We start from the raw sequence: 19,095 nt of genomic DNA, 5'->3' as shown, positions 1-19,095 counted from the left end.
GGGTTAGCATGGGAATCCGAGTCGCGGTCGCTGGCGCGAGCGGTTACGCCGGGGGCGAGTTGCTGCGCCTGGTCGCCGGGCACCCGGAGTTCGAGGTGGTCGCCGCAACCGCGCACCGCCAGGCCGGGCACCGCGTCGACGTGGTGCACCCGCAGCTGACCGGCCTGGATCTGGTGCTCGGCGAGACCGATCCGGCGACCCTGGCCGACGCGGACCTGGTCTTCCTGGCCCTGCCGCACGGTGAGTCGGCGGCGCTGGCCGCCCAGCTCCCCGCCGAGGTGCGGGTCGTCGACCTGGGCGCCGACCACCGGCTCGCCGACCCGTACGCCTGGGCCCAGTACTACGGCGGCACGCACGCCGGCTCGTGGACCTACGGCCTGCCCGAGCTGCCCGGCCAGCGGGAGTTGATCGCCGATTCCACCCGGGTCGCGAACACCGGCTGCTACGCCGCCGCGATCACCCTGGCGCTCGCGCCGCTGATCGCCGACGGCGCGGCCAGCCCCGCCGACGTGGTGGTGGTCGCCGCCTCCGGCACCTCCGGCGCCGGGCGGGCGGCCAAGCCGCACCTGCTGGCCAGCGAGGTGCTGGGCGACCTGTCGCCGTACCGGGTCGGCACCCACCAGCATGTCCCGGAGATCAAGCAGGCCACCGGGGCGACCGGCCTGTCGTTCACCCCGGTCCTCGCCCCGATGCCGCGCGGCATCCTGGCCACGGTGACCGCGGTGCCGGCCCGTGGCGTCGACCCGCAGCAGGTGCTGGCGCAGGCGTACGCCCACGCGCCGTTCGTGCACGTGCTGCCCGAGGGTCGCTGGCCACACACCGCCGCCACGCTGGGCTCGAACTCCTGCCACCTGCAGGCCACCGTCGACGTGGACTCCGGTCGACTGATCGTGCTCAGCGCGTTGGACAACCTGGGCAAGGGCGCGGCCGGTCAGGCCGTACAGAACGCGAATCTGATGCTCGGCCTGCCGGAGACGACGGGCCTGTCGGTGTGGGGGGTGGCGCCGTGAGCGTCACCACTCCGCGGGGGTTCCGGGCGGCCGGCGTGGCCGCCGGGCTGAAGACCAGTGGCACCGATGTCGCGCTGGTGGTCAACGACGGCCCGGACGCCGGCATCGCCGGGGTCTTCACCACCAACCGGGTCAAGGCCGCGCCGGTGATCTGGACCCAGCAGGTCGTGCAGGGCGGCGTGGTCCGCGCGGTGGTCCTCAACTCCGGTGGCGCCAACGCCTGCACCGGCCCGGCCGGCTTCCAGGACACCCACGCCACCGCCGAGCACACCGCCGCCGCGTTGACCTCGGTCAGCCCGCGGTTGATCCTCGGTGCCGGGGAGGTGGCGGTCTGCTCCACCGGGCTGATCGGTGAGCGGCTGCCGATGGCGAAGCTGCTGCCCGGCGTCCGCTCGGCGATCCGGGGGCTGGCCCGCGACGGCGGCCCGGCCGCCGCCGAGGCGATCATGACCACGGACACCCGGCCGAAGACCACGGTCGCCCAGGGCAGTGGCTGGACGGTCGGCGGTATGGCCAAGGGCGCCGGGATGCTCGCGCCGGGGATGGCCACCATGCTCTGCGTGCTGACCACCGACGCGGTGGCCGGGCCGGCGCTGCTGGACGAGGCGCTGCGCGCCGCCACCCGGGTCAGCTTCGACCGGGTCGACTCGGACGGCTGCATGTCCACCAACGACACCGTGCTGCTGCTGGCCAGCGGCGCGAGCGGCATCGAGCCGACCGCGGCCGAGTTGACCGCCGCGGTCACCGCCGCCTGCCACGACCTGGCCCAGCAGTTGGTCGCCGACGCCGAGGGCGCCACCAAGCAGATCGCCATCGACGTGGTCGGCGCGGCCGACGAGGACGACGCGGTCGAGGTGGGCCGTACGGTGGCCCGCAACAACCTGGTCAAGACCGCGCTGTTCGGCAACGACCCGAACTGGGGCCGGATCCTCGCCGCCGTCGGCACCACCGCCGCCGCCTTCGAACCGGACGGCGTGGACGTGGCGGTCAACGGGGTGTGGGTGTGCCGGTCCGGCGCCGCCGCCGAGGACCGCTCGAAGGTCGACCTGACCGGACGCGACGTGACGATCGAGATCGACCTGCACGCCGGCACGTCGGCCGCGACGATCTGGACCAACGACCTGTCCCACGCGTACGTGCACGAGAACTCGGCGTACTCGACATGAGCCTCGACACCGACCTCACCCGCGCCCAGGCCAAGGCGGAGGCGCTGATCGAGGCGTTGCCCTGGCTCACCCGGTTCGCCGGCGCCACCGTGGTGGTCAAGTACGGCGGCAACGCCATGATCAACCCCGAGTTGCAGCGGGCGTTCGCCGCCGACATGGTCTTCCTGCGGTACGCGGGCCTCAAGCCCGTGGTGGTGCACGGCGGCGGCCCGCAGATCTCCGCCATGCTGGGCCGGCTCGGCATCGCCAGCGAGTTCCGGGGCGGCCTGCGGGTGACCACCGCCGAGGCGATGGACGTGGTCCGGATGGTGCTCGTCGGGCAGGTCGGCCGCGAGCTGGTCGGGTCGATCAACGCGCACGGCCCGTACGCCGTGGGCCTCTCGGGTGAGGACGCGCGGCTGTTCACCGCGGTGCGCCGCCCGGCGTACGTGGACGGGCTGCCGGTCGACGTGGGGCAGGTCGGTGACGTCGAGTCGGTCGACGTGTCGGCGGTGACCGACCTGATCGCGGCCGGCCGGATCCCGGTGATCTCCACGGTCGCGCCGGACGTCGACGGTGTGCTGCACAACCTCAACGCGGACACCGCCGCCGCGGCGCTGGCGATCGCGCTGGGGGCCCGCAAGCTGGTCGTGCTCACCGACGTGCCCGGCCTGTACGCCGACTGGCCGGACACCGGAAGCCTGATCTCCGAGATCGTCGCGGACGACCTGGCGAAGCTGCTGCCCACCCTCGAATCGGGGATGGTGCCGAAGATGGAGGCCTGCCTGCGGGCGGTGCGTGGGGGAGTGCCCGCCGCGCACGTCGTCGACGGTCGGGTGGCGCACTCAACGTTGCTCGAGGTGTTCACCTCGGAAGGGTTCGGCACGATGGTGGTTGAGTCATGAGCACGTTGGCGCAGCGCTGGACGCAGTCGATGATGGACAACTACGGCACACCGCCGCTGGCGCTGGTCTCCGGCGCCGGAGCGGTCGTGGTCGACGACGCCGGCCGGGAATACCTCGACCTGGTCGGCGGGATCGCGGTGAACGCCCTCGGGCACGCCCACCCGGCCGTGGTGGCCGCCGTGTCGAAGCAGGTCGCCACCCTCGGTCACGTCTCCAACCTCTACGTCGCCGAGCCGCCGGTCGCGTTGGCCGAGCTGCTGCTGGCGCTCGCCGGCCGGCCCGGTCGGGTCTTCTTCGCCAACTCCGGCGCGGAGGCGAACGAGGCGGCGTTCAAACTCTCCCGGCGTACCGGCCGCACCCAGGTGGTCGCCACCCGGGGTGGCTTTCACGGCCGCACCATGGGCGCCCTCGCGCTGACCGGTCAGCCGGCCAAGGCCGATCCGTTCCGCCCGCTCCCCGGCGAGGTGACGCACGTCGACTACGGCGACGTGGCCGCGCTCGAGGCGGCGGTCACCGACGCCACCGCGATGGTGATCCTGGAACCGATCCAGGGTGAGAACGGCGTGGTCGTACCGCCGGCAGGCTATCTCGCCGCGGCCCGGCGGATCACCTCCCGGCACGGCGCGCTGCTGGTGCTCGACGAGGTGCAGACCGGCGTCGGGCGTACCGGACACTGGTTCGCCCACCAGGCCGAGGGCGTGGAGCCGGACGTGGTGACCCTGGCCAAGGGCCTCGGCGGCGGGCTGCCCATCGGGGCCTGCCTGGCCTTCGGACCGGCCGCCGACCTGCTCGGTCCCGGTTCGCACGGCACCACGTTCGGTGGCAACCCGGTCAGCTGCGCCGCCGCGCTCGCCGTGGTGGCGACCATCGCCAACGAGGGGCTGCTCGATCACGTCAAGCGGGTCGGTGAGCGGCTGCGGCAGGGGATCGAGGCGTTGGGTCACCCGCTGGTCGACGGGGTGCGCGGCGCTGGGCTGCTGCTCGGCGTGACGCTCGCCGCGCCGGTGGCGTCGGTGCTGGCCGACTCGCTGCGCGAGGCCGGTTTCCTGGTCAACCCGGTGCAGCCGGGCGTGGTCCGGCTCGCGCCGCCGCTGATCCTCACCGCCGCCCAGGCGGACGCCTTCCTCGCCGCGCTGCCCGCCGCCCTGGACGCGGTCACGACCGCCGCAGATCTTGGAGGGAAACTGCCCTCCCAGGGGCCGGCAGCCGCCAAGATCTCCGCGCGGACCACGACGGGAACGACCCCATGACCCGGCACTTCCTGCGCGACGACGACCTCTCGCCGGCCGAGCAGTCCACGGTGCTCGACCTGGCGGCGCGGATGAAGGCGGACCGGTTCGGTTACCGGCCGCTGACCGGGCCGCGTTCGGTGGCGGTGCTGTTCGACAAGCAGAGCCTGCGGACCCGGATCTCGTTCGACGTCGGGATCGCCGAGTTGGGCGGCCACCCGCTCGTCGTGGACAACCAGGTCACGCACTTCGGTCGGGGCGAGGCGCTGGCCGACGCCGGGCGGGTGCTGTCCCGTTACGTCGTGGCCATCGTGCTGCGTACCCACGGCGACGACCGGATCGCCGAGGTGGCCCAGGGCGCGAGCGTGCCGGTGGTCAACGCGCTGACCGACGGCTTCCACCCCTGCCAGTTGCTGGCCGACCTGCTCACCGTCCGCGAGCGGTGCGGCGGCACGACCGGGCGCACCCTGGCGTACGTGGGGGACAGCGCGAACAACATGGCGCAGTCGTACCTGCTGGCCGGGGCGATGGCCGGCATGCACGTGCGGGTCGCCGGGCCGGAGGGTTTCGCACCGGACCCGGTCGTGGTGGCCCGGGCCGCCCAGATCGCGGCCGGCACCGGTGGTTCGGTACGGGTGCTGACCGACCCGGTCCAGGCGGTACGCGACGCCGACGTGCTGGCCACCGACACCTGGACCTCGATGGGGCAGGAGGCCGACGGGCTGGACCGGATCACCCCGTTCCTGCCCTACCAGGTCAACAAGGAGCTGCTCGGTCAGGCCGCCCCGGACGCGATCGTGCTGCACTGCCTGCCCGCGCACCGCGGCGAGGAGATCACCGACGAGGTGCTCGACGGCCCGCAGAGCGCGGTCTTCGACCAGGCCGAGAACCGGCTGCACGCCCAGAAGGCGCTGCTGGCGTTCCTGCTCGACGCCGAGACGGCGACCGGGGGGACACGATGACCGCCCCGCTGACCCGGGCCGCGCGGCACGCCCGGATCGTCGAGCTGATCCGCGACAAGGCGATCCGTTCGCAGACCGAACTGGCCGACCTGCTCGCCGGTGACGGCGTCGGGGTCACCCAGGCCACCCTCTCCCGGGACCTGGAGGAGCTGGGCGCGGTCAAGGTCCGCGGCGGCGTCGGGCCGGCCGTCTACCTGATCCCGGAGGACGGCCACCGGCCGCTGCGCGACGCCGAGTCGGCCCCCGCCCGGCTGGTACGGCTGCTGCGCGAGCTGCTCAACGGGGTCGACTCCAGCGGCAACATCGCCGTGCTGCGTACCCCGCCGGGCGCAGCCCAATACCTGGCCAGCGCGTTGGACCGAGCGGGCCTGCCAGAGATCGTCGGCACCATCGCCGGCGACGACACCATCCTCGTCGTGGCCCGCGAGGCCGTCGGCGGGGCCGCACTCGGCGACAAGCTCGCCGGCTGGGCCCGCCGGGAAGACACCGTTGAAGGGAACACAGCATCATGACCGAGCGGGTCGTTCTGGCGTACTCCGGAGGTCTGGACACCTCCGTCGCCATTCCGTATCTGGCCGAGCAGACCGGCGCCGAGGTGATCGCGGTCGCGGTCGACGTCGGGCAGGGCGGCGAGGATCTCGACGCCATCCGGCAGCGCGCCCTGGACTGCGGCGCCGCCGAGTCCGAGGTGGTCGACGCGCGCGACGAGTTCGCCGCCGACTACTGCCTGCCCGCCATCCGGGCCAACGCCCTCTACATGGACCGCTACCCGCTGGTCTCGGCGCTGTCCCGGCCGCTGATCGTCAAGCACCTGGTGGCCGCGGCACGCAAGCACGGCGGCACGATCGTGTCGCACGGCTGCACCGGCAAGGGCAACGACCAGGTCCGGTTCGAGGTTGGCCTGAACGCGCTCGCCCCCGACCTGAAGATCATCGCGCCGGCCCGGGACTTCGCCTGGACCCGGGACAAGGCGATCGCCTTCGCCGAGGAGAAGGGCCTGCCGATCGACGTGTCGGCCAAGTCGCCGTACTCCATCGACCAGAACCTGTGGGGCCGCGCGGTGGAGACCGGCTTCCTGGAGGACATCTGGAACGCCCCGATCGAGGATCTCTACTCGTACACCTCGGACCCGGCGCAGGACCGCGACGCCGACGAGGTCGTGATCACCTTCGACGCCGGCGTGCCGGTGGCCATCGACGGTGAGACGGTCACCCCGTACCAGGCGATCCTGGAGCTGAACCGGCGCGCGGGCGCGCAGGGCATCGGCCGGCTCGACATGGTCGAGGACCGGCTGGTCGGCATCAAGAGCCGCGAGGTGTACGAGGCGCCCGGCGCGATCGCGCTGATCACCGCCCACCAGGAGCTGGAGGCGGTCACCGTGGAGCGGGACCTGGCCCGGTTCAAGAAGGGCGTCGACCAGCGCTGGGGCGAGCTGGTCTACGACGGCCTGTGGTTCTCGCCGCTGAAGGACTCGCTGGACGCGTTCATCGACGACGCGCAGCGGCACGTGAGCGGTGAGGTGCGGCTGACCCTGCACGGCGGCCGGGCCACCGTCACCGGCCGGCGTTCCGAGGCGAGCCTCTACGACTTCGGGATGGCCACCTACGACACCGGCGACACCTTCGACCAGTCCCTGGCCAAGGGGTTCGTGCAGCTCTGGGGTCTGCCGAGCCGGATGGCCGCGGCGCGGGACGCCCGGGTCGGCGGCTGACGATAGTGGGTACCACAATGGGCGGGGTGGACGACAAGAGCCTCACCGAGAACAGCGCCGCCACCAACCGGACGAGCCTGTGGGGTGGTCGGTTCGCCGGCGGCCCCGCCGAGGCGCTCGCCCGTCTGTCGGTGAGTGTGCAGTTCGACTGGCGTCTGGCCCCGTACGACATCGCCGGTTCCCGGGCGCACGCCCGGGTGCTGGCCGGCGCCGGGTTGCTCGACCCGGAGGAACTGGGCCGGATCCTGGCCGCCCTGGACGACCTGGAGGCCGCCTGCGCCTCCGGGTCGTTCCGCCCCACCATCGACGACGAGGACGTGCACACCGCGTTGGAGCGCGGGCTGCTGGAGCGGCTGGGCAGCCTCGGCGGCAAGTTGCGCGCCGGTCGGTCCCGCAACGACCAGGTCGCCACGGATCTGCGGCTCTACCTGCGCGACCACGCCCGGGGCGTGGCCAGCCGTCTGGTCGAGCTGGCCGAAGCGCTGGTCGAGCAGGCCGAGCGGCACGTGGACACCGCCGCGCCGGGCATGACCCACCTCCAGCACGCCCAGCCGGTCACCTTCGGGCACTGGCTGCTCGCCCACGTGCAGCCGCTGCTGCGTGACCTGGAGCGGCTGCGCGACTGGGACCACCGGGCGGCGATCAGCCCGCTCGGCGCGGGCGCGCTGGCCGGCTCGGGGCTGCCGCTGGACCCGGTGGCCGTGGCCAAGGAGTTGGGTTTCCGCACGTCGTTCGCCAACTCGATGGACGCCGTCGCCGACCGGGACTTCGTGGCCGAGTTCCTCTTCACCACCGCCCTGATCGGGGTGCACCTGTCCCGCCTCGGCGAGGAGGTGGTGCTCTGGACCTCCCACGAGTTCGGCTGGGTGGAGCTGGACGACTCCTTCGCCACCGGCTCGTCGATCATGCCGCAGAAGAAGAACGCGGACATCGCCGAGCTGGCCCGGGGCAAGTCCGGCCGACTGGTCGGCGGCCTGATGACGGTGCTGACCATGCTCAAGGGTCTGCCGATGACGTACGACCGGGACATGCAGGAGGACAAGGAGCCGGCCTTCGACGCGGTCGACACGCTGGAGCTGCTGCTACCGGCCCTGGCCGGGATGATCTCCACGATGACCGTCCGGGTGGACCGCCTGGTCGCCGCCGCGCCGGTCGGTTTCTCGCTGGCCACCGAGGTGGCCGACTGGCTGGTCCGACGCAACGTGCCGTTCCGCGACGCGCACGAGATCACCGGTCGGCTGGTGGCGCTCTGCGTGGCCCGGGACTGCGCGTTGGACGAGGTCTCCGACGCCGACCTGGCCGCGGTCAGCGAGCACCTTGACCCGTCGGTGCGCGACGTGCTCTCGGTCCGTTCGGCCCTCGCGGCCCGGATCACCCCCGGCTCCACCGGCCCCGGCCCGGTCGCCGACCAGCTCGCCACCGCCGCGGACCGGCTGGCCGGCTGGCGGGAGTGGGCCACCGAGCGGGTCGTCCCGCGCTGACCTCGCCGTGGCGCCGGCGCTCGCCGCCGGCGCCGCGGCCGGTTCAGGCCGTCGGGCGCTCCCGCTTCGGGAGCTTGGCCACCACCATGTCGTACGATCCGTCGACCGCCTCGATCAACTCCTCGGAGTCGATTCCGCCGTCCAGGCGCAGCGTGTTCCACCCGGACCGGCCGATGTAGGCCATCACCCGGGCGTCGTCGGGGTACCGGTGCAACCACTCGTCGGCCACCTCCCGCGTCGGGCCGCACTTGATGCCGACCGTCGGCTTGCCCTCGCCGTCGCCGAGGAAGGCGAAGATCCGGCTGCCGACCTTGACCACCTCGTCGCCCTCCCACGGCCGGTCCAGCCACGCTCCCGGCTTGGCCAGGCAGTACGCCAGCATGTCCGCGCGCTCCATGGGTGCCTCCCGGCCTCGTCGTGCGCTCAGTCTGCCCGTCCGTCCCCCGGCCCGCGCGCGGTGTGCCGATCCGCCGGTCGCGCGCCGGGGCGGCGGATCAGTCGGTCTGGTCGGCGGAGCGGGCGGCGACCCGCTCGTAGCGCTGCCGGGCCGCCTGCGCGCTGCCCAGCCCCAGCCCGTACGCGATGGCCTGCCAGGTCAGCCCTCGGTCGCGGGCCAGCGTCAACAGCCCGGCCTCCAACGCGTCCAGCTCGGCGCGGACGTGCGGCAGCAGGGTCAGCGCGGCGGTGAGGTCGGAGGCGTCGACCGCCTCCTCCCCGGCTTCCCGCTCGGCGCCGCCGGCGGCCAACGCGGTGACCAGGGCCACCGCCTCCCACGGATCCAGCACGTACGGGTGGGCCCAGCGTCCGCGCTGCGCGGGGCTGCCGGCGTGCCGCTCGCTGATGCGCAGCAGCGCCTCGTGGGTGCGGTGGGCGCGGGCGCGACCCGGGTCGGGTGCGGTGAATGGATCGTCCGTCGTCATGTCTGAAGCAGACGCCATCAACGAGAAATTGTCAACAGGTTGTTGAAGCGTGGCGGCACGGTCGTGCCGTGCCGCCACGCCACGCTTCAGAGCGCCAACTCGAACCGGTGCTCGTCGGTGATCGAGTTGCACAGCGCGTCGCAGGAGTTGCCGGTCACCACGCCGAACGCCACGCCTGGCGCGAACGGACGCTCGGTGGCGGTCACCGCGATCCGCACCTTCTGAGTGGTCGCGTCGCAGGCCACCTTCCGGGTGGTCGTGCCGGTCCGCATCGTGTCCCCGATCGCCTGGGCGACCTTGACGGTCAGGTCGACCTGCGTCGGCTGTGAGCAGGTCAGGCTGACCGGAACGAAGACCGCGGCCCCACTGGCGTCGATCTTGCCGGTGCCGCCGAGCGTGACAGCGGTCAACGGGGCGCCGTCGGTCAGCGCAGCCGCCCGCAGCGGCACGTTGGCGCTGGCGGACGAGGCGAAGGCGAGCGTGGCGCCGGCCGCGATCAGACCGATGGTGGCCAGGGGCCGCCGGATGCTACGTATGGTCATAGGGACTCCTCTTCAACTGTGCCGCCGCGCCGTGCGACGACACCGGTTACACCTGTAGGCCACGGCGCGGGTTTCGCTTCGGGAATGTCCAACGGGTGAACCCTGGAGGACCTCCCGGTGTCGGTGGGATTCGTCGGCGGGATGGTCGAGCGGAAGGCTGGGTACCGTCGGGTCATGGGGCTTGTGCCGGGTGACCACGCCGCCGTCGCCGAGCTGGCGGAGCTGCTCGGCGGCCCGCTGCTGCCGGCCGCGCGCGGCCTGCTGGGCTGCTCGCTGCACGCCGGCGGGGTCACCGTCCGGATCACCGAGGTCGAGGCGTACGCCGGCATGGCCGGGGATCCGGCCTCGCACGCGCACCGGGGGCGTACCCCGCGCAACGCGGTGATGTTCGGGCCGGCCGGGTACACCTACGTCTACTTCACCTACGGAATGCACTGGTGCATGAACGTGGTCACCGGTGCCGAGGGCGAGGCCTCGGCGGTGCTGCTGCGCGCCGGCGAGGTGGTCGACGGGCTGGCTGTGGCGCGAGCCCGCCGACCGGCCGTACGCCGGGACGTGGACCTGGCCCGTGGGCCGGCTCGGCTCTGCTCGGCGCTCGGCATCGACCGCACGGCGTACGGCGGCTATCTGCTCGGCGACGGTCCGGTCCGGTTGCGCCCCCCGGTGCGGCCGGTGCCGACGGCGGCGGTGGCCGCCGGACCACGGGTCGGTGTGACCGGCGCGCACGACCTGCCGTGGCGGTTCTGGCTCGCCGACGACCCGACGGTCAGCGCGTACCGACGGCACGTGCCCCGCATCCGGCCCTGACCCGGCGGCGGCCCGGCGTGGAGCCTGGCGAACCTGTCGGGGGGTGTGGCCATAATCACCGCACCTGTCCGTCCACGTTCGGAGACTGTCATGCCAACGCTGCTCGCGATCGGCACGGCCAAGGGTCTGTTCCTCGCCACCAGCGCCGATGACCGGCGCAGCTGGGAGATCACCGGCCCGCACTTCCCGATGACCGGCGTCTACGCGGTCGCGGTCGACACCCGCCGCCCCGCCCCCCGGCTGCTGGCCAGCGTGTCCAGCTCACACTTCGGGCCCAGCGTCGCCACCAGCGACGACCTCGGCGCGTCCTGGACCGAGCCCGACCAGGCCCCGGTCGCCTTCCCGGCCGACACCGGGGCGACCCTCGGGCGGGTCTGGCAGCTGATGCCGGCCGGCCCCGACGAGCCCGACGTGGTCTGGGCCGGCACCGAGCCCTCGGCGCTGTTCCGGTCCACCGACGGCGGCCACAGCTTCGAGTTGGTCCGGTCGCTCTGGGACCACCCGCACCGCACGCAGTGGGGTGCCGGGTTCGGTGGCCAGGCCGTGCACACCGTGCTTCCGCACCCGCGCGATCCGTCCCGGTTGCTGGTCGCCATGTCCACCGGCGGGGTCTACCGCTCGGAGGACGCCGGGGCCACCTGGTCGCCGGGCAACACCGGCATCCGCGCCTACTTCCTGCCCGACGAGTGGCCGGAGTTCGGTCAGTGCGTGCACAAGGTCGCCCGGGACGCCAGCAACCCCGAGCGGCTCTACGCGCAGAACCACCACGGCGTCTACCGCTCCGACGACGACGGTCGCACCTGGTCCTCGATCGCCGACGGGCTGCCCAGCGACTTCGGCTTCCCGGTGGTGACCCACCCGGCTCGGGCCGGCATGGTGTGGACGTTCCCGCTGGTGGCCGACAGCGAGCGGTTCCCGACCGACCACCGCTGTCGGGTGTTCCGCTCCGCCGACGCCGGCGGCAAGTGGGAGCCGCTGTCGGTGGGGCTGCCCGAGGGGCCGTTCTACCCGGCGGTGCTGCGTGACGCCATGTGCGCCGACGACGCCACCCCGGGCGGGGTCTACTTCGGCACCCGCTCCGGCGAGGTCTACGCCAGCCGCGACGAGGGTGACTCCTGGTCGTTGGTGGCCGCGCACCTGCCCGACGTGCTCTGCGTCCGGGCCGCGGCGGTGTGACGTGGTGACCGTGCTGCTGCCCGGCCCGTTGCGCGGCGAGGCCGGGGGCGCCAGCCAGCTGAGCGTCACCGCCGCCGGGACGCTGCGGGCGGTGCTCGACGAGCTGTCCGCTGATCATCCCCGGCTGGCTCGCCGCATCCGCGACGAGCGTGGTGAGCTGCGCCGCTACGTCAACGTCTACGTCGACGGGGAAGACTGCCGGCACTCCGGTGGGCTTGCCACGCCGGTTGGCGACGGTGCCGAGGTGCAGGTGCTGCCCTCGGTCGCGGGTGGCTGAGCAGCGGAGTGACCGGTGCCACTCGGCAAGCCGTCGCCCGCGAAATATTTGACACGTCAAATAAGTTGAGCGCTTCGTACGGGTACCACGGCGGGACCCGGTTCGACACGCGAGGAGCTCGTCATGCAGTTCGGAGTCTTCACCGTCGGCGACGTCACGGTCGACCCGACCACCGGTCGGGAGCCGACCGAGCATGAGCGGATCAAGGCGATGGTCGCCATCGCGCTCAAGGCCGAAGAGGTCGGCCTGGACGTCTTCGCCATGGGCGAGCACCACAACCCGCCTTTCGTGCCCTCGTCGCCGACCACCATGCTCGGCCACATCGCGGCGCGTACCGAGCGCCTCCTGCTGTCCACCGCCACCACGCTGATCACCACCAACGACCCGGTGAAGATCGCCGAGGACTACGCGATGCTGCAGCACCTGGCCGGCGGCCGGGTCGACCTCATGATGGGCCGTGGCAACACCGGCCCGGTCTACCCGTGGTTCGGCAAGGACATCCGCGCCGGCATCCCGCTCGCCATCGAGAACTACGACCTGCTGCACCGGCTGTGGCGCGAGGACGTGGTCGACTGGAAGGGCCGCTACCGCACCCCCCTGCAGTCGTTCACCTCGACGCCGCGCCCGCTCGACGGCGTACCCCCGTTCGTCTGGCACGGCTCGATCCGCAGCCCGGAGATCGCCGAGCAGGCCGCCTACTACGGCGACGGCTTCTTCGCCAACCACATCTTCTGGCCCAAGGAGCACACCGAGCGGATGGTCGGGCTCTACCGCGAGCGCTACGCGCACTACGGCCACGGCTCCGCCGACCAGGCCATCGTCGGCCTCGGCGGTCAGGTGTTCATGCGCCGCAACTCGCAGGACGCCGTCCGGGAGTTCCGCCCGTACTTCGACAACGCCCCGGTCTACGGGCACGGGCCGTCGTTGGAGGAGTTCAGCAGGGAGACCCCGCTGACCGTGGGCAGTCCGCAGCAGGTGATCGACCGCACGCTGGGCTTCCGGGACTACGTCGGTGACTACCAGCGACAGCTGTTCCTGATGGACCACGCCGGCCTGCCGCTCAAGACCGTGCTGGAGCAGCTCGACCTGCTCGGCGAGGAGGTCGTGCCGGTGCTGCGCAAGGAGTTCGCCGCCCTGCGTCCGGTGCACGTCCCGGAGGCGCCGACGCACGCCTCGCTGGTCGCCGCGGCCGGTGGCGCCAAGGACAGCACCGTGCACGCCGTCGACGACGTCACGGGCAAGGCGCCGGAGGTGTCCCGATGACCCGTCGGACCCTGGCCGTGGTCTCGGCGGGGCTGAGCCAGCCCTCGGCCACCAGGCTGCTCGCCGACCAGCTCGCCGCGGCCACCCGCGACGACCTGGTCCGGGGCGGCGACGAGGTGGAACTGCACGTCGTCGACCTGCGGGAGTACGCCCACGACGTGGTGAACAACATGCTCACCGGGTTCGCGCCGACGGCGCTGCGCGCGGCCACCGACGCGGTGACCGGGGCGGACGGGATCATCGCCGTCACCCCAATCTTCAGCGCCTCCTACAACGGGCTGTTCAAGTCCTTCTTCGACGTGCTGGAAGCCGACTCGCTGGCCGGCCGGCCGGTGCTGATCGGCGCCACCGGCGGGACCGCCCGGCACTCGCTGGCCCTGGAGCACGCCGTACGGCCGATGTTCAGCTACCTGCGGGCGGTGGTGGCCCCCACCGCGGTCTTCGCCGCCCCGGAGGACTGGTCCGGTGGCAGCGCGGACGGCGCGTTGCGGGCCCGGATCGAGCGGGCCGGCGGCGAACTCGCCGAGCTGGTCCGGCGGCGACCGGCGGCGGCCGGCCCGGTCGACCCCTTCGCCCTCACCACCAGCTTCGAGCAACTGCTCGGCCGCACCGACTCCTGATCCACCACTCGCCGCCCGCCCCCGCCCGGGGCGGGCGGCGAGCCTGTGCACGAGGCGCGATCATGAACGGGCGCCACACTGTCGGGGGCGCTGCGTACCCTCGTCGGATGACCCCCGACGTACAGCTGCGCCCGGTCCGCGAGGACGATCTCGTGGAGTTCTTCCTGCACCAGCAGGACCCGGAGGCCAACCGGATGGCCGCCTTCGGCCCCGAGGACCCGACCGACCACCGCGAGTTCGCCCGGCACTGGGCGCGGGTGCTCACCAACCCGGCGAACATGGTCCGCACCATCGAGGCCGACGGCGACGTGGTCGGCTACGTGAGCGCCTTCCCGGTCGATGACCAGACCGAGGTCAGCTACTGGATCGACCCGGCACGCTGGGGTCGGGGCCACGCCACCGCCGCCCTCGCCGCCCTGCTGCGCGAGCTGCCCCGGCCGGTGCACGCCCGCGCCGCCAAGGACAACGCCGCCTCCCTCGCGGTGCTGCGCAAGTGCGGCTTCACGGTGGTCGGCGAGGACTCGGGGTACGCCAACGGCCGCGGCACCGAGGTCGAGGAGTGGCTGCTGGAGCTGCCCGCCGATGGCTCTGACCTGGGCGGGCACTAGTCTCGCGGGGTGAACTGGTTGGATCTGGTCGGCTGGGCCGGCTCCGCGGTGCTGGTCTGGTCGCTGCTGCAGTCGCGCATCCTACGGCTGCGCGCGCTCAACCTCATCGGCTGCGTCGTGCTGATCGGCTTCAACGCCGCGATCGAGGTCTGGCCCATGGTCGGGCTCAACATCGTGCTCGCGGTGATCAACATCTGGTACCTGCGGGGAATGCTCGCCACCCGACACGACGAGCAGACCTACCAGGTGGTGGAGGTCGGAGTCGAGGACCAGTTCCTGGCGCACACGCTGCGGGTGCACGCCACCGACATCGCCCGGTTCAATCCCGCCTTCCGTTGGGAGCCGGACGCCGCGGGACGCTCCGCCTTCCTGGTGGTCAAGGCCGACGAGGTGGTCGGGGTGGTGCTGTCGCACGCCGAGGCGCGCGGCGTCGCACAGATCGACCTGGACTACGTGACACCGAAGTTCCGCGACTTCACCCCGGGCGAGTTCGTCTACCGGCGCAGCCGCCTGTTCACCGAACGAGGCTTCAACCGGGTGGTCAGCCCACCCGGCATGGTCGCCCCGTACTACCACCGGCTCGGCTTCCGCCCGGAGGGCGACTCGTACGTCCTCGATCTGCCCGCCACCTCGGCGTAGCCTCGCCCGGGCAGGGTTCGGCCGACGCCGTAGGGGGCACAGACACGCGTACGCCGAGCGGGTTGTCCGCCCGGCGGGCGCCGCGCGGACCGGCCGGTGCCACCACCCACGAGGGAGCGAACCAGGCGTGCAGAGCTACGGAAGCCAACTGGCCCTGGTCGGAGTCCTGGTCATCGTCAACGCCCTCTTCGCCGGCAGCGAGATGGCGCTGGTCTCGTTACGGGACAGCCAGATCCAACGGCTGGAGCGCACCAGCCGCGCCGGACGGGTGCTGGCCCGGCTGGCCAAGGATCCGAACCGCTTCCTGGCCACCATCCAGATCGGCATCACGCTGGCCGGGTTCCTGGCCTCCGCCGCCGCGGCCGTCTCACTGGCCAAGCCCCTCGTACCGCTGCTCGGGGTCTTCGGGGGCGCCGCCGACACCGTCGCGATCGTGGTGGTCACCCTCGCGCTCACCTTCGTCACCCTGGTCTTCGGCGAGCTCGCCCCCAAACGGATCGCCATGCAGTCCGCCGAGCGCTGGGCGCTGCTGGTGGCCCGCCCGCTCGACCTGCTCGCCAGTCTCACCCGCCCGGCCGTCTGGGCGCTCGGCGCCACCAGTGACCTGGTGGTCCGTCTCGCCGGGTTGAACCCGAAGCACGAGCCGGAGGAGATCGGCCCGGACGAGCTGCGCGACATCGTCGCCGGCAACCACGGCTTCACCAAGGAACAGCGCACGATCATCGCCGGCGCTGTGGAGATCGCCGACCGGCGGCTGCGGGCGGTCCTCGTACCCCGGTTGCGGGTCTTCACGCTCGACAGCGGGACCACCGCGGAGGCCGCGCGGCTCGTGCTGGCCGCCACCGGCCACTCCCGCGCGCCGGTCGTGCGTCACGGCGGCCTGGACGACACGGTCGGCGTGATCCACCTGCGCGACCTGGTGGGGGTGCCCGACGACCGGCCGGTCGACGAGATCGCCCGCCCCCCGATGCTGCTGCCCGACTCACTGCCGGTGGTCGACGCGCTGCGCCAGTTCAAGGCCGAACGCCAGCACATCGCGCTGGTCGTGGACGAGCGCGGTGCCGTCGACGGCATCGTGACGCTGGAGGACATCCTGGAGGAGATCGTCGGCGAGATCTACGACGAGACCGACCGGGACGGGTACGCGGTGCGCCGCGAGGCGGACGGCACGCTGGTGCTGCCCGGCACGTTCCCGGTGCACGACCTGCCGGACGTCGGCGTCGAGCTGCCGTCGCGGCCGCCCGGCGACTACACCACCGTCGCCGGGCTGGTGCTGGCCCGCCTCGGGCACATCCCCACCATCGCGGGGGAGGACGTCACGTTGGACGGCTGGACGCTGACGGTGGCCAGCATCGACCACCGGGCCATCACCGAGGTACGCCTCAGCCAGGTGCTCGACGAAGCCGAAGCCGAAGCCGAAGCCGAGCCGGTGCTGGACGAGGCACGCGGCTGAATCCTGCGCGGGCCGCGCCCCCAGGATCAGGAGGGGGAGAGGTTCTGCAACCGGACCTGGCCCCGGGCGACCAGCCGCTCGTCGGCGTCGGTGATCTCCACCTGCCAGAGCTGCTGGCTACGCCCCCGGTGCACCGGAGTGCCCACCGCCCGCAGCTCGCCCTCCCGGACCGCCCGCAGGAAATCCGTCTGGTTGGCGACGCCGACCACGGTGCCCCGGTCAGCCAGCCAGAGCGAGCCGCCCACGCTGGCCGCGGTCTCCACCACCGAGCAGTACACCCCGCCGTGCTGGATGCCGAACGGCTGGTGCAGCTCCGGGCGGACCTGCCAGCTGATGACCACCCGGTCGGCGGACGCCTCCTCGAACTTCAGCCCGAGCAGGGCGACGAAGCCACCCGTCAGATCCGGCATCTCCACGGCAACCCCTCCTCGATCAACGGGGAGCAGCCTATCGGGGGCCGTGTTGCGGCAAACCCGGTACGGGTCGGTGCCGACGATGGGGGAGAATCGGTGACCGTGACCGACAGTAGCCCCCCGCCGTCCGGGCGGGACTCCCTGACCGACGACCTGCTCTGGCGTGGCCTGATTCAGGACTCGACCGGCCTCGACGAGCTGCGCGAGCTGCTCGACGGCGGGGGCGGCGCCACCTACTACGTGGGCTTCGACCCGACCGCGCCGAGCCTGCACGTCGGCAATCTCATGCAGGTCTCCATGGCCCGCCGGTTGCAACTCGCCGGCCACCGCCCGTTGCTGCTGGTCGGCGGGGCGACCGGGCAGATCGGTGACCCGAAGGAGAGCGCCGAGCGGACGCTCAACCCCCCCGAGGTGATCGCCGGCTGGGTCGAACGGATCCACGACCAGCTGGCCCCGTTCGTGTCGTACACCGGGGAGAACGCGGCGCAACTGGTCAACAACCTGGAGTGGACCGGCGAGATGTCGGTGGTCGAGTTCCTCCGCGACGTGGGCAAGCACTTCCCGGTGAACAAGATGCTGGCTCGGGAGGTGGTGCGGGCCCGACTGGAGACCGGCATCAGCTTCACCGAGTTCAGCTACCAACTGTTGCAGGCCAACGACTTCTTCGAACTGCACCGCCGGCATGGCTGCCAACTCCAGTTCGGCGGCTCCGACCAGTGGGGCAACATCACCGCCGGCGTCGACTATGTGCGACGGCGTGGTGCCGGGCCGGTGCAGGCGTTCACCACGCCACTGGTCACCAAGTCCGACGGCACGAAGTTCGGCAAGAGCGAGGGTGGCGCGGTCTGGCTCGACCCGACGATGACCAGCCCGTACGCGTTCTACCAGTTCTGGCTCAACGTCGAGGACCGGGAAGTCGACCGCTACCTGCGGTACTTCAGCTTCCGTTCCCGCGACGAGCTGGAGGAGTTGGCGAAGGAGACCGCCGAACGGCCGGCGGCCCGGCTGGCGCAGCGGGCGCTCGCCGAGGAGTTGACCACCCTGGTGCACGGCGCCGAGGAGACCCGGCAGGCCATCGCCGCCAGTCAGGCACTGTTCGGCCGGGGATCGCTGGACGACCTGGCCCCCGAGACGCTGCGCGCGGCGCTGACCGAGGCCGGCCTGGTGCAGCTCACCGGCGAATTGCCGGATGTCGCGGGTCTGCTGCGGGAATCCGGACTGGTCTCCAGCCACAAGGAGGCCCGCCGGGTGATCGCCGAGGGCGGCGCCTACGTCAACAACAACCGGGTGACCGAGGTGGACGCCGCCGTGTCGCCGACCGACCTACTGCACGGGCGATACCTGGTGCTGCGGCGCGGCAAGCGCTCGTTTGCGGGCGTTGAGCTGGGCGGATAGCCACTCGTCAACGGTGTGACAGGGGACGCGTCCGGCGGATTTGACGATCACTCCGCCGGACGCGTAACTTTCTCTCTGCCAGCGCGGAACGGACGAAGCAGGCGAAAGCCTGAAGCGGCCGGAGCGCGGCGAAGGCCTCGGGGTCGGGCAGGCATGCCTACCGGATCCCGGACCGGGTGGTGCCCCGAAATCCCCGCGAGGCGGATTTGGTGCGGCGAAACCGACCGGGTAAGGTTAACGACCGGCAGGGCACCGGGCGAGCTAGCGGGAAACCGCAGCGGCCGGCCTGCCGAATCCGTGACGAGAGCGGCGCAAGCCGGTCGAGACATGGTGCCCGCAATACGGAATGAAGCACGACGAACCGCGAAACACCGGTTTGACACGGCGGAAACCGGCGGGTAACGTAGTAAAAGTGCCTGGCGCTGAAAGCGCCGGGGACGCGAGCTGGAAAAGCCCCGAGTTGGGGTTCCACTGAGTGTGGGGCTTCTGGTCGGTGTGTGGTTGTTCTTTGAGAACTCAACAGGGTGCTTGTAAAGCCA

The 19,095-nt window shown here is 72.2% G+C and carries 21 protein-coding genes; 17 read left to right on the top strand and 4 right to left on the bottom strand.

Annotated elements, in window-relative coordinates:
* Positions 1-8 precede the first annotated feature (8 nt).
* Genes argC through argH form a run of 8 tightly spaced genes read left to right on the top strand, consistent with a single transcriptional unit; the run spans position 9 to position 8,443 of the window.
* A complete protein-coding gene (gene argC, locus ACFQGL_RS25515; RefSeq protein ID WP_377514977.1) occupies positions 9-1,010 on the top strand; it encodes an N-acetyl-gamma-glutamyl-phosphate reductase in 1,002 nt (333 codons plus the stop codon).
* The gene (argJ, locus tag ACFQGL_RS25510; protein WP_377514976.1) at positions 1,007-2,176 is read left to right on the top strand and encodes a bifunctional glutamate N-acetyltransferase/amino-acid acetyltransferase ArgJ; all 1,170 of its coding nucleotides are present in this window, start codon (positions 1,007-1,009) and stop codon (positions 2,174-2,176) included. The genes argC and argJ overlap by 4 nt, the downstream gene beginning before the upstream one ends.
* On the top strand, positions 2,173-3,060 hold the full coding sequence (gene argB, locus ACFQGL_RS25505) for an acetylglutamate kinase (RefSeq protein ID WP_377514975.1): 888 nt from the start codon (positions 2,173-2,175) through the stop codon (positions 3,058-3,060). The genes argJ and argB overlap by 4 nt, the downstream gene beginning before the upstream one ends.
* On the top strand, positions 3,057-4,310 hold the full coding sequence (locus ACFQGL_RS25500) for an acetylornithine transaminase (protein WP_377514974.1): 1,254 nt from the start codon (positions 3,057-3,059) through the stop codon (positions 4,308-4,310). Before argB ends, ACFQGL_RS25500 begins: the two co-directional genes overlap by 4 nt.
* Positions 4,307-5,251: an ornithine carbamoyltransferase gene (gene argF, locus ACFQGL_RS25495; protein WP_377514973.1), complete on the top strand. Its 945-nt coding sequence runs from the start codon at positions 4,307-4,309 to the stop codon at positions 5,249-5,251. Before ACFQGL_RS25500 ends, argF begins: the two co-directional genes overlap by 4 nt.
* A complete protein-coding gene (locus ACFQGL_RS25490; protein ID WP_377514972.1) occupies positions 5,248-5,763 on the top strand; it encodes an arginine repressor in 516 nt (171 codons plus the stop codon). Before argF ends, ACFQGL_RS25490 begins: the two co-directional genes overlap by 4 nt.
* Positions 5,760-6,962: an argininosuccinate synthase gene (locus ACFQGL_RS25485; RefSeq protein ID WP_377514971.1), complete on the top strand. Its 1,203-nt coding sequence runs from the start codon at positions 5,760-5,762 to the stop codon at positions 6,960-6,962. Before ACFQGL_RS25490 ends, ACFQGL_RS25485 begins: the two co-directional genes overlap by 4 nt.
* A gap of 17 nt (positions 6,963-6,979) precedes the next feature.
* Positions 6,980-8,443, top strand: a complete 1,464-nt coding sequence (argH, locus tag ACFQGL_RS25480) for an argininosuccinate lyase (protein ID WP_377515045.1) — start codon at positions 6,980-6,982, stop codon at positions 8,441-8,443.
* 43 nt (positions 8,444-8,486) lie between these two features.
* Here argH and ACFQGL_RS25475 read toward each other — a convergent pair whose 3' ends face one another.
* The 3 genes from ACFQGL_RS25475 to ACFQGL_RS25465 all read right to left on the bottom strand — a co-directional run bounded on the left by ACFQGL_RS25475 (position 8,487) and on the right by ACFQGL_RS25465 (position 9,905).
* Entirely contained in the window at positions 8,487-8,840 is a 354-nt protein-coding gene (locus tag ACFQGL_RS25475) for an MmcQ/YjbR family DNA-binding protein (protein ID WP_377514970.1), read from the bottom strand.
* Positions 8,841-8,937: 97 nt separating this feature from the next.
* Complete coding sequence (locus ACFQGL_RS25470) at positions 8,938-9,363, bottom strand: DNA-binding protein (RefSeq protein ID WP_377514969.1); 426 nt, start codon at positions 9,361-9,363, stop codon at positions 8,938-8,940.
* An 86-nt stretch (positions 9,364-9,449) separates the two neighbouring features.
* Positions 9,450-9,905 (bottom strand): hypothetical protein, encoded by a 456-nt coding sequence (locus tag ACFQGL_RS25465; RefSeq protein ID WP_377514968.1) that lies wholly within the window; start codon positions 9,903-9,905, stop codon positions 9,450-9,452.
* A 174-nt stretch (positions 9,906-10,079) separates the two neighbouring features.
* On the opposite strand from ACFQGL_RS25465, the gene ACFQGL_RS25460 reads away from it, so the two are divergent.
* From ACFQGL_RS25460 to ACFQGL_RS25425, 8 genes are all read left to right on the top strand, one after another.
* On the top strand, positions 10,080-10,712 hold the full coding sequence (locus tag ACFQGL_RS25460; protein ID WP_377514966.1) for a DNA-3-methyladenine glycosylase: 633 nt from the start codon (positions 10,080-10,082) through the stop codon (positions 10,710-10,712).
* A gap of 90 nt (positions 10,713-10,802) precedes the next feature.
* Positions 10,803-11,888, top strand: coding sequence for a WD40/YVTN/BNR-like repeat-containing protein (locus ACFQGL_RS25455; protein ID WP_377514965.1), 1,086 nt, complete (start codon positions 10,803-10,805; stop codon positions 11,886-11,888).
* Positions 11,889-11,892: 4 nt separating this feature from the next.
* On the top strand, positions 11,893-12,165 hold the full coding sequence (locus ACFQGL_RS25450) for a ubiquitin-like small modifier protein 1 (protein WP_377514964.1): 273 nt from the start codon (positions 11,893-11,895) through the stop codon (positions 12,163-12,165).
* A gap of 123 nt (positions 12,166-12,288) precedes the next feature.
* A complete protein-coding gene (locus tag ACFQGL_RS25445) occupies positions 12,289-13,428 on the top strand; it encodes an LLM class flavin-dependent oxidoreductase (protein WP_377514963.1) in 1,140 nt (379 codons plus the stop codon).
* Complete coding sequence (locus ACFQGL_RS25440) at positions 13,425-14,048, top strand: FMN reductase (protein WP_377514961.1); 624 nt, start codon at positions 13,425-13,427, stop codon at positions 14,046-14,048. Before ACFQGL_RS25445 ends, ACFQGL_RS25440 begins: the two co-directional genes overlap by 4 nt.
* Positions 14,049-14,155: 107 nt before the next feature.
* Positions 14,156-14,656, top strand: a complete 501-nt coding sequence (locus tag ACFQGL_RS25435; protein WP_377514960.1) for a GNAT family N-acetyltransferase — start codon at positions 14,156-14,158, stop codon at positions 14,654-14,656.
* 9 nt (positions 14,657-14,665) lie between these two features.
* The gene (locus ACFQGL_RS25430; RefSeq protein WP_377514959.1) at positions 14,666-15,295 is read left to right on the top strand and encodes a hypothetical protein; all 630 of its coding nucleotides are present in this window, start codon (positions 14,666-14,668) and stop codon (positions 15,293-15,295) included.
* 127 nt (positions 15,296-15,422) lie between these two features.
* Positions 15,423-16,748: a hemolysin family protein gene (locus ACFQGL_RS25425; RefSeq protein WP_377514958.1), complete on the top strand. Its 1,326-nt coding sequence runs from the start codon at positions 15,423-15,425 to the stop codon at positions 16,746-16,748.
* A 26-nt stretch (positions 16,749-16,774) separates the two neighbouring features.
* Here the strand turns inward: ACFQGL_RS25425 and ACFQGL_RS25420 are convergent, their stop codons facing one another.
* Positions 16,775-17,158 carry a PaaI family thioesterase gene (locus ACFQGL_RS25420; RefSeq protein ID WP_377515044.1) on the bottom strand — a complete coding sequence of 128 codons (384 nt, stop codon included), beginning with the start codon at positions 17,156-17,158 and terminating at the stop codon, positions 16,775-16,777.
* A 105-nt stretch (positions 17,159-17,263) separates the two neighbouring features.
* On the opposite strand from ACFQGL_RS25420, the gene tyrS reads away from it, so the two are divergent.
* Complete coding sequence (tyrS, locus tag ACFQGL_RS25415; RefSeq protein WP_377514957.1) at positions 17,264-18,556, top strand: tyrosine--tRNA ligase; 1,293 nt, start codon at positions 17,264-17,266, stop codon at positions 18,554-18,556.
* Positions 18,557-19,095: the final 539 nt, after the last annotated feature.

Source organism: Micromonospora vulcania, from assembly GCF_042658605.1.
Taxonomy (GTDB): Bacteria; Actinomycetota; Actinomycetes; order Mycobacteriales; family Micromonosporaceae; genus Micromonospora; species Micromonospora vulcania.
Note: the sequence above shows the minus strand (reverse complement) of the source record. Positions and strands in the feature narration are given on the sequence as shown.

Coding starts and splice junctions, on each gene's coding strand:
- argC (WP_377514977.1), top strand. CDS start 9: ATGGGAATCCGAGTCGCGGTCGCTGGCGCGAGCGGTTACGCCGGGGGC.
- argB (WP_377514975.1), top strand. CDS start 2,173: ATGAGCCTCGACACCGACCTCACCCGCGCCCAGGCCAAGGCGGAGGCG.
- ACFQGL_RS25500 (WP_377514974.1), top strand. CDS start 3,057: ATGAGCACGTTGGCGCAGCGCTGGACGCAGTCGATGATGGACAACTAC.
- argF (WP_377514973.1), top strand. CDS start 4,307: ATGACCCGGCACTTCCTGCGCGACGACGACCTCTCGCCGGCCGAGCAG.
- ACFQGL_RS25490 (WP_377514972.1), top strand. CDS start 5,248: ATGACCGCCCCGCTGACCCGGGCCGCGCGGCACGCCCGGATCGTCGAG.
- ACFQGL_RS25485 (WP_377514971.1), top strand. CDS start 5,760: ATGACCGAGCGGGTCGTTCTGGCGTACTCCGGAGGTCTGGACACCTCC.
- argH (WP_377515045.1), top strand. CDS start 6,980: ATGGGCGGGGTGGACGACAAGAGCCTCACCGAGAACAGCGCCGCCACC.
- ACFQGL_RS25475 (WP_377514970.1), bottom strand. CDS start 8,840: ATGGAGCGCGCGGACATGCTGGCGTACTGCCTGGCCAAGCCGGGAGCG.
- ACFQGL_RS25470 (WP_377514969.1), bottom strand. CDS start 9,363: ATGACGACGGACGATCCATTCACCGCACCCGACCCGGGTCGCGCCCGC.
- ACFQGL_RS25465 (WP_377514968.1), bottom strand. CDS start 9,905: ATGACCATACGTAGCATCCGGCGGCCCCTGGCCACCATCGGTCTGATC.
- ACFQGL_RS25460 (WP_377514966.1), top strand. CDS start 10,080: ATGGGGCTTGTGCCGGGTGACCACGCCGCCGTCGCCGAGCTGGCGGAG.
- ACFQGL_RS25455 (WP_377514965.1), top strand. CDS start 10,803: ATGCCAACGCTGCTCGCGATCGGCACGGCCAAGGGTCTGTTCCTCGCC.
- ACFQGL_RS25445 (WP_377514963.1), top strand. CDS start 12,289: ATGCAGTTCGGAGTCTTCACCGTCGGCGACGTCACGGTCGACCCGACC.
- ACFQGL_RS25440 (WP_377514961.1), top strand. CDS start 13,425: ATGACCCGTCGGACCCTGGCCGTGGTCTCGGCGGGGCTGAGCCAGCCC.
- ACFQGL_RS25435 (WP_377514960.1), top strand. CDS start 14,156: ATGACCCCCGACGTACAGCTGCGCCCGGTCCGCGAGGACGATCTCGTG.
- ACFQGL_RS25420 (WP_377515044.1), bottom strand. CDS start 17,158: ATGCCGGATCTGACGGGTGGCTTCGTCGCCCTGCTCGGGCTGAAGTTC.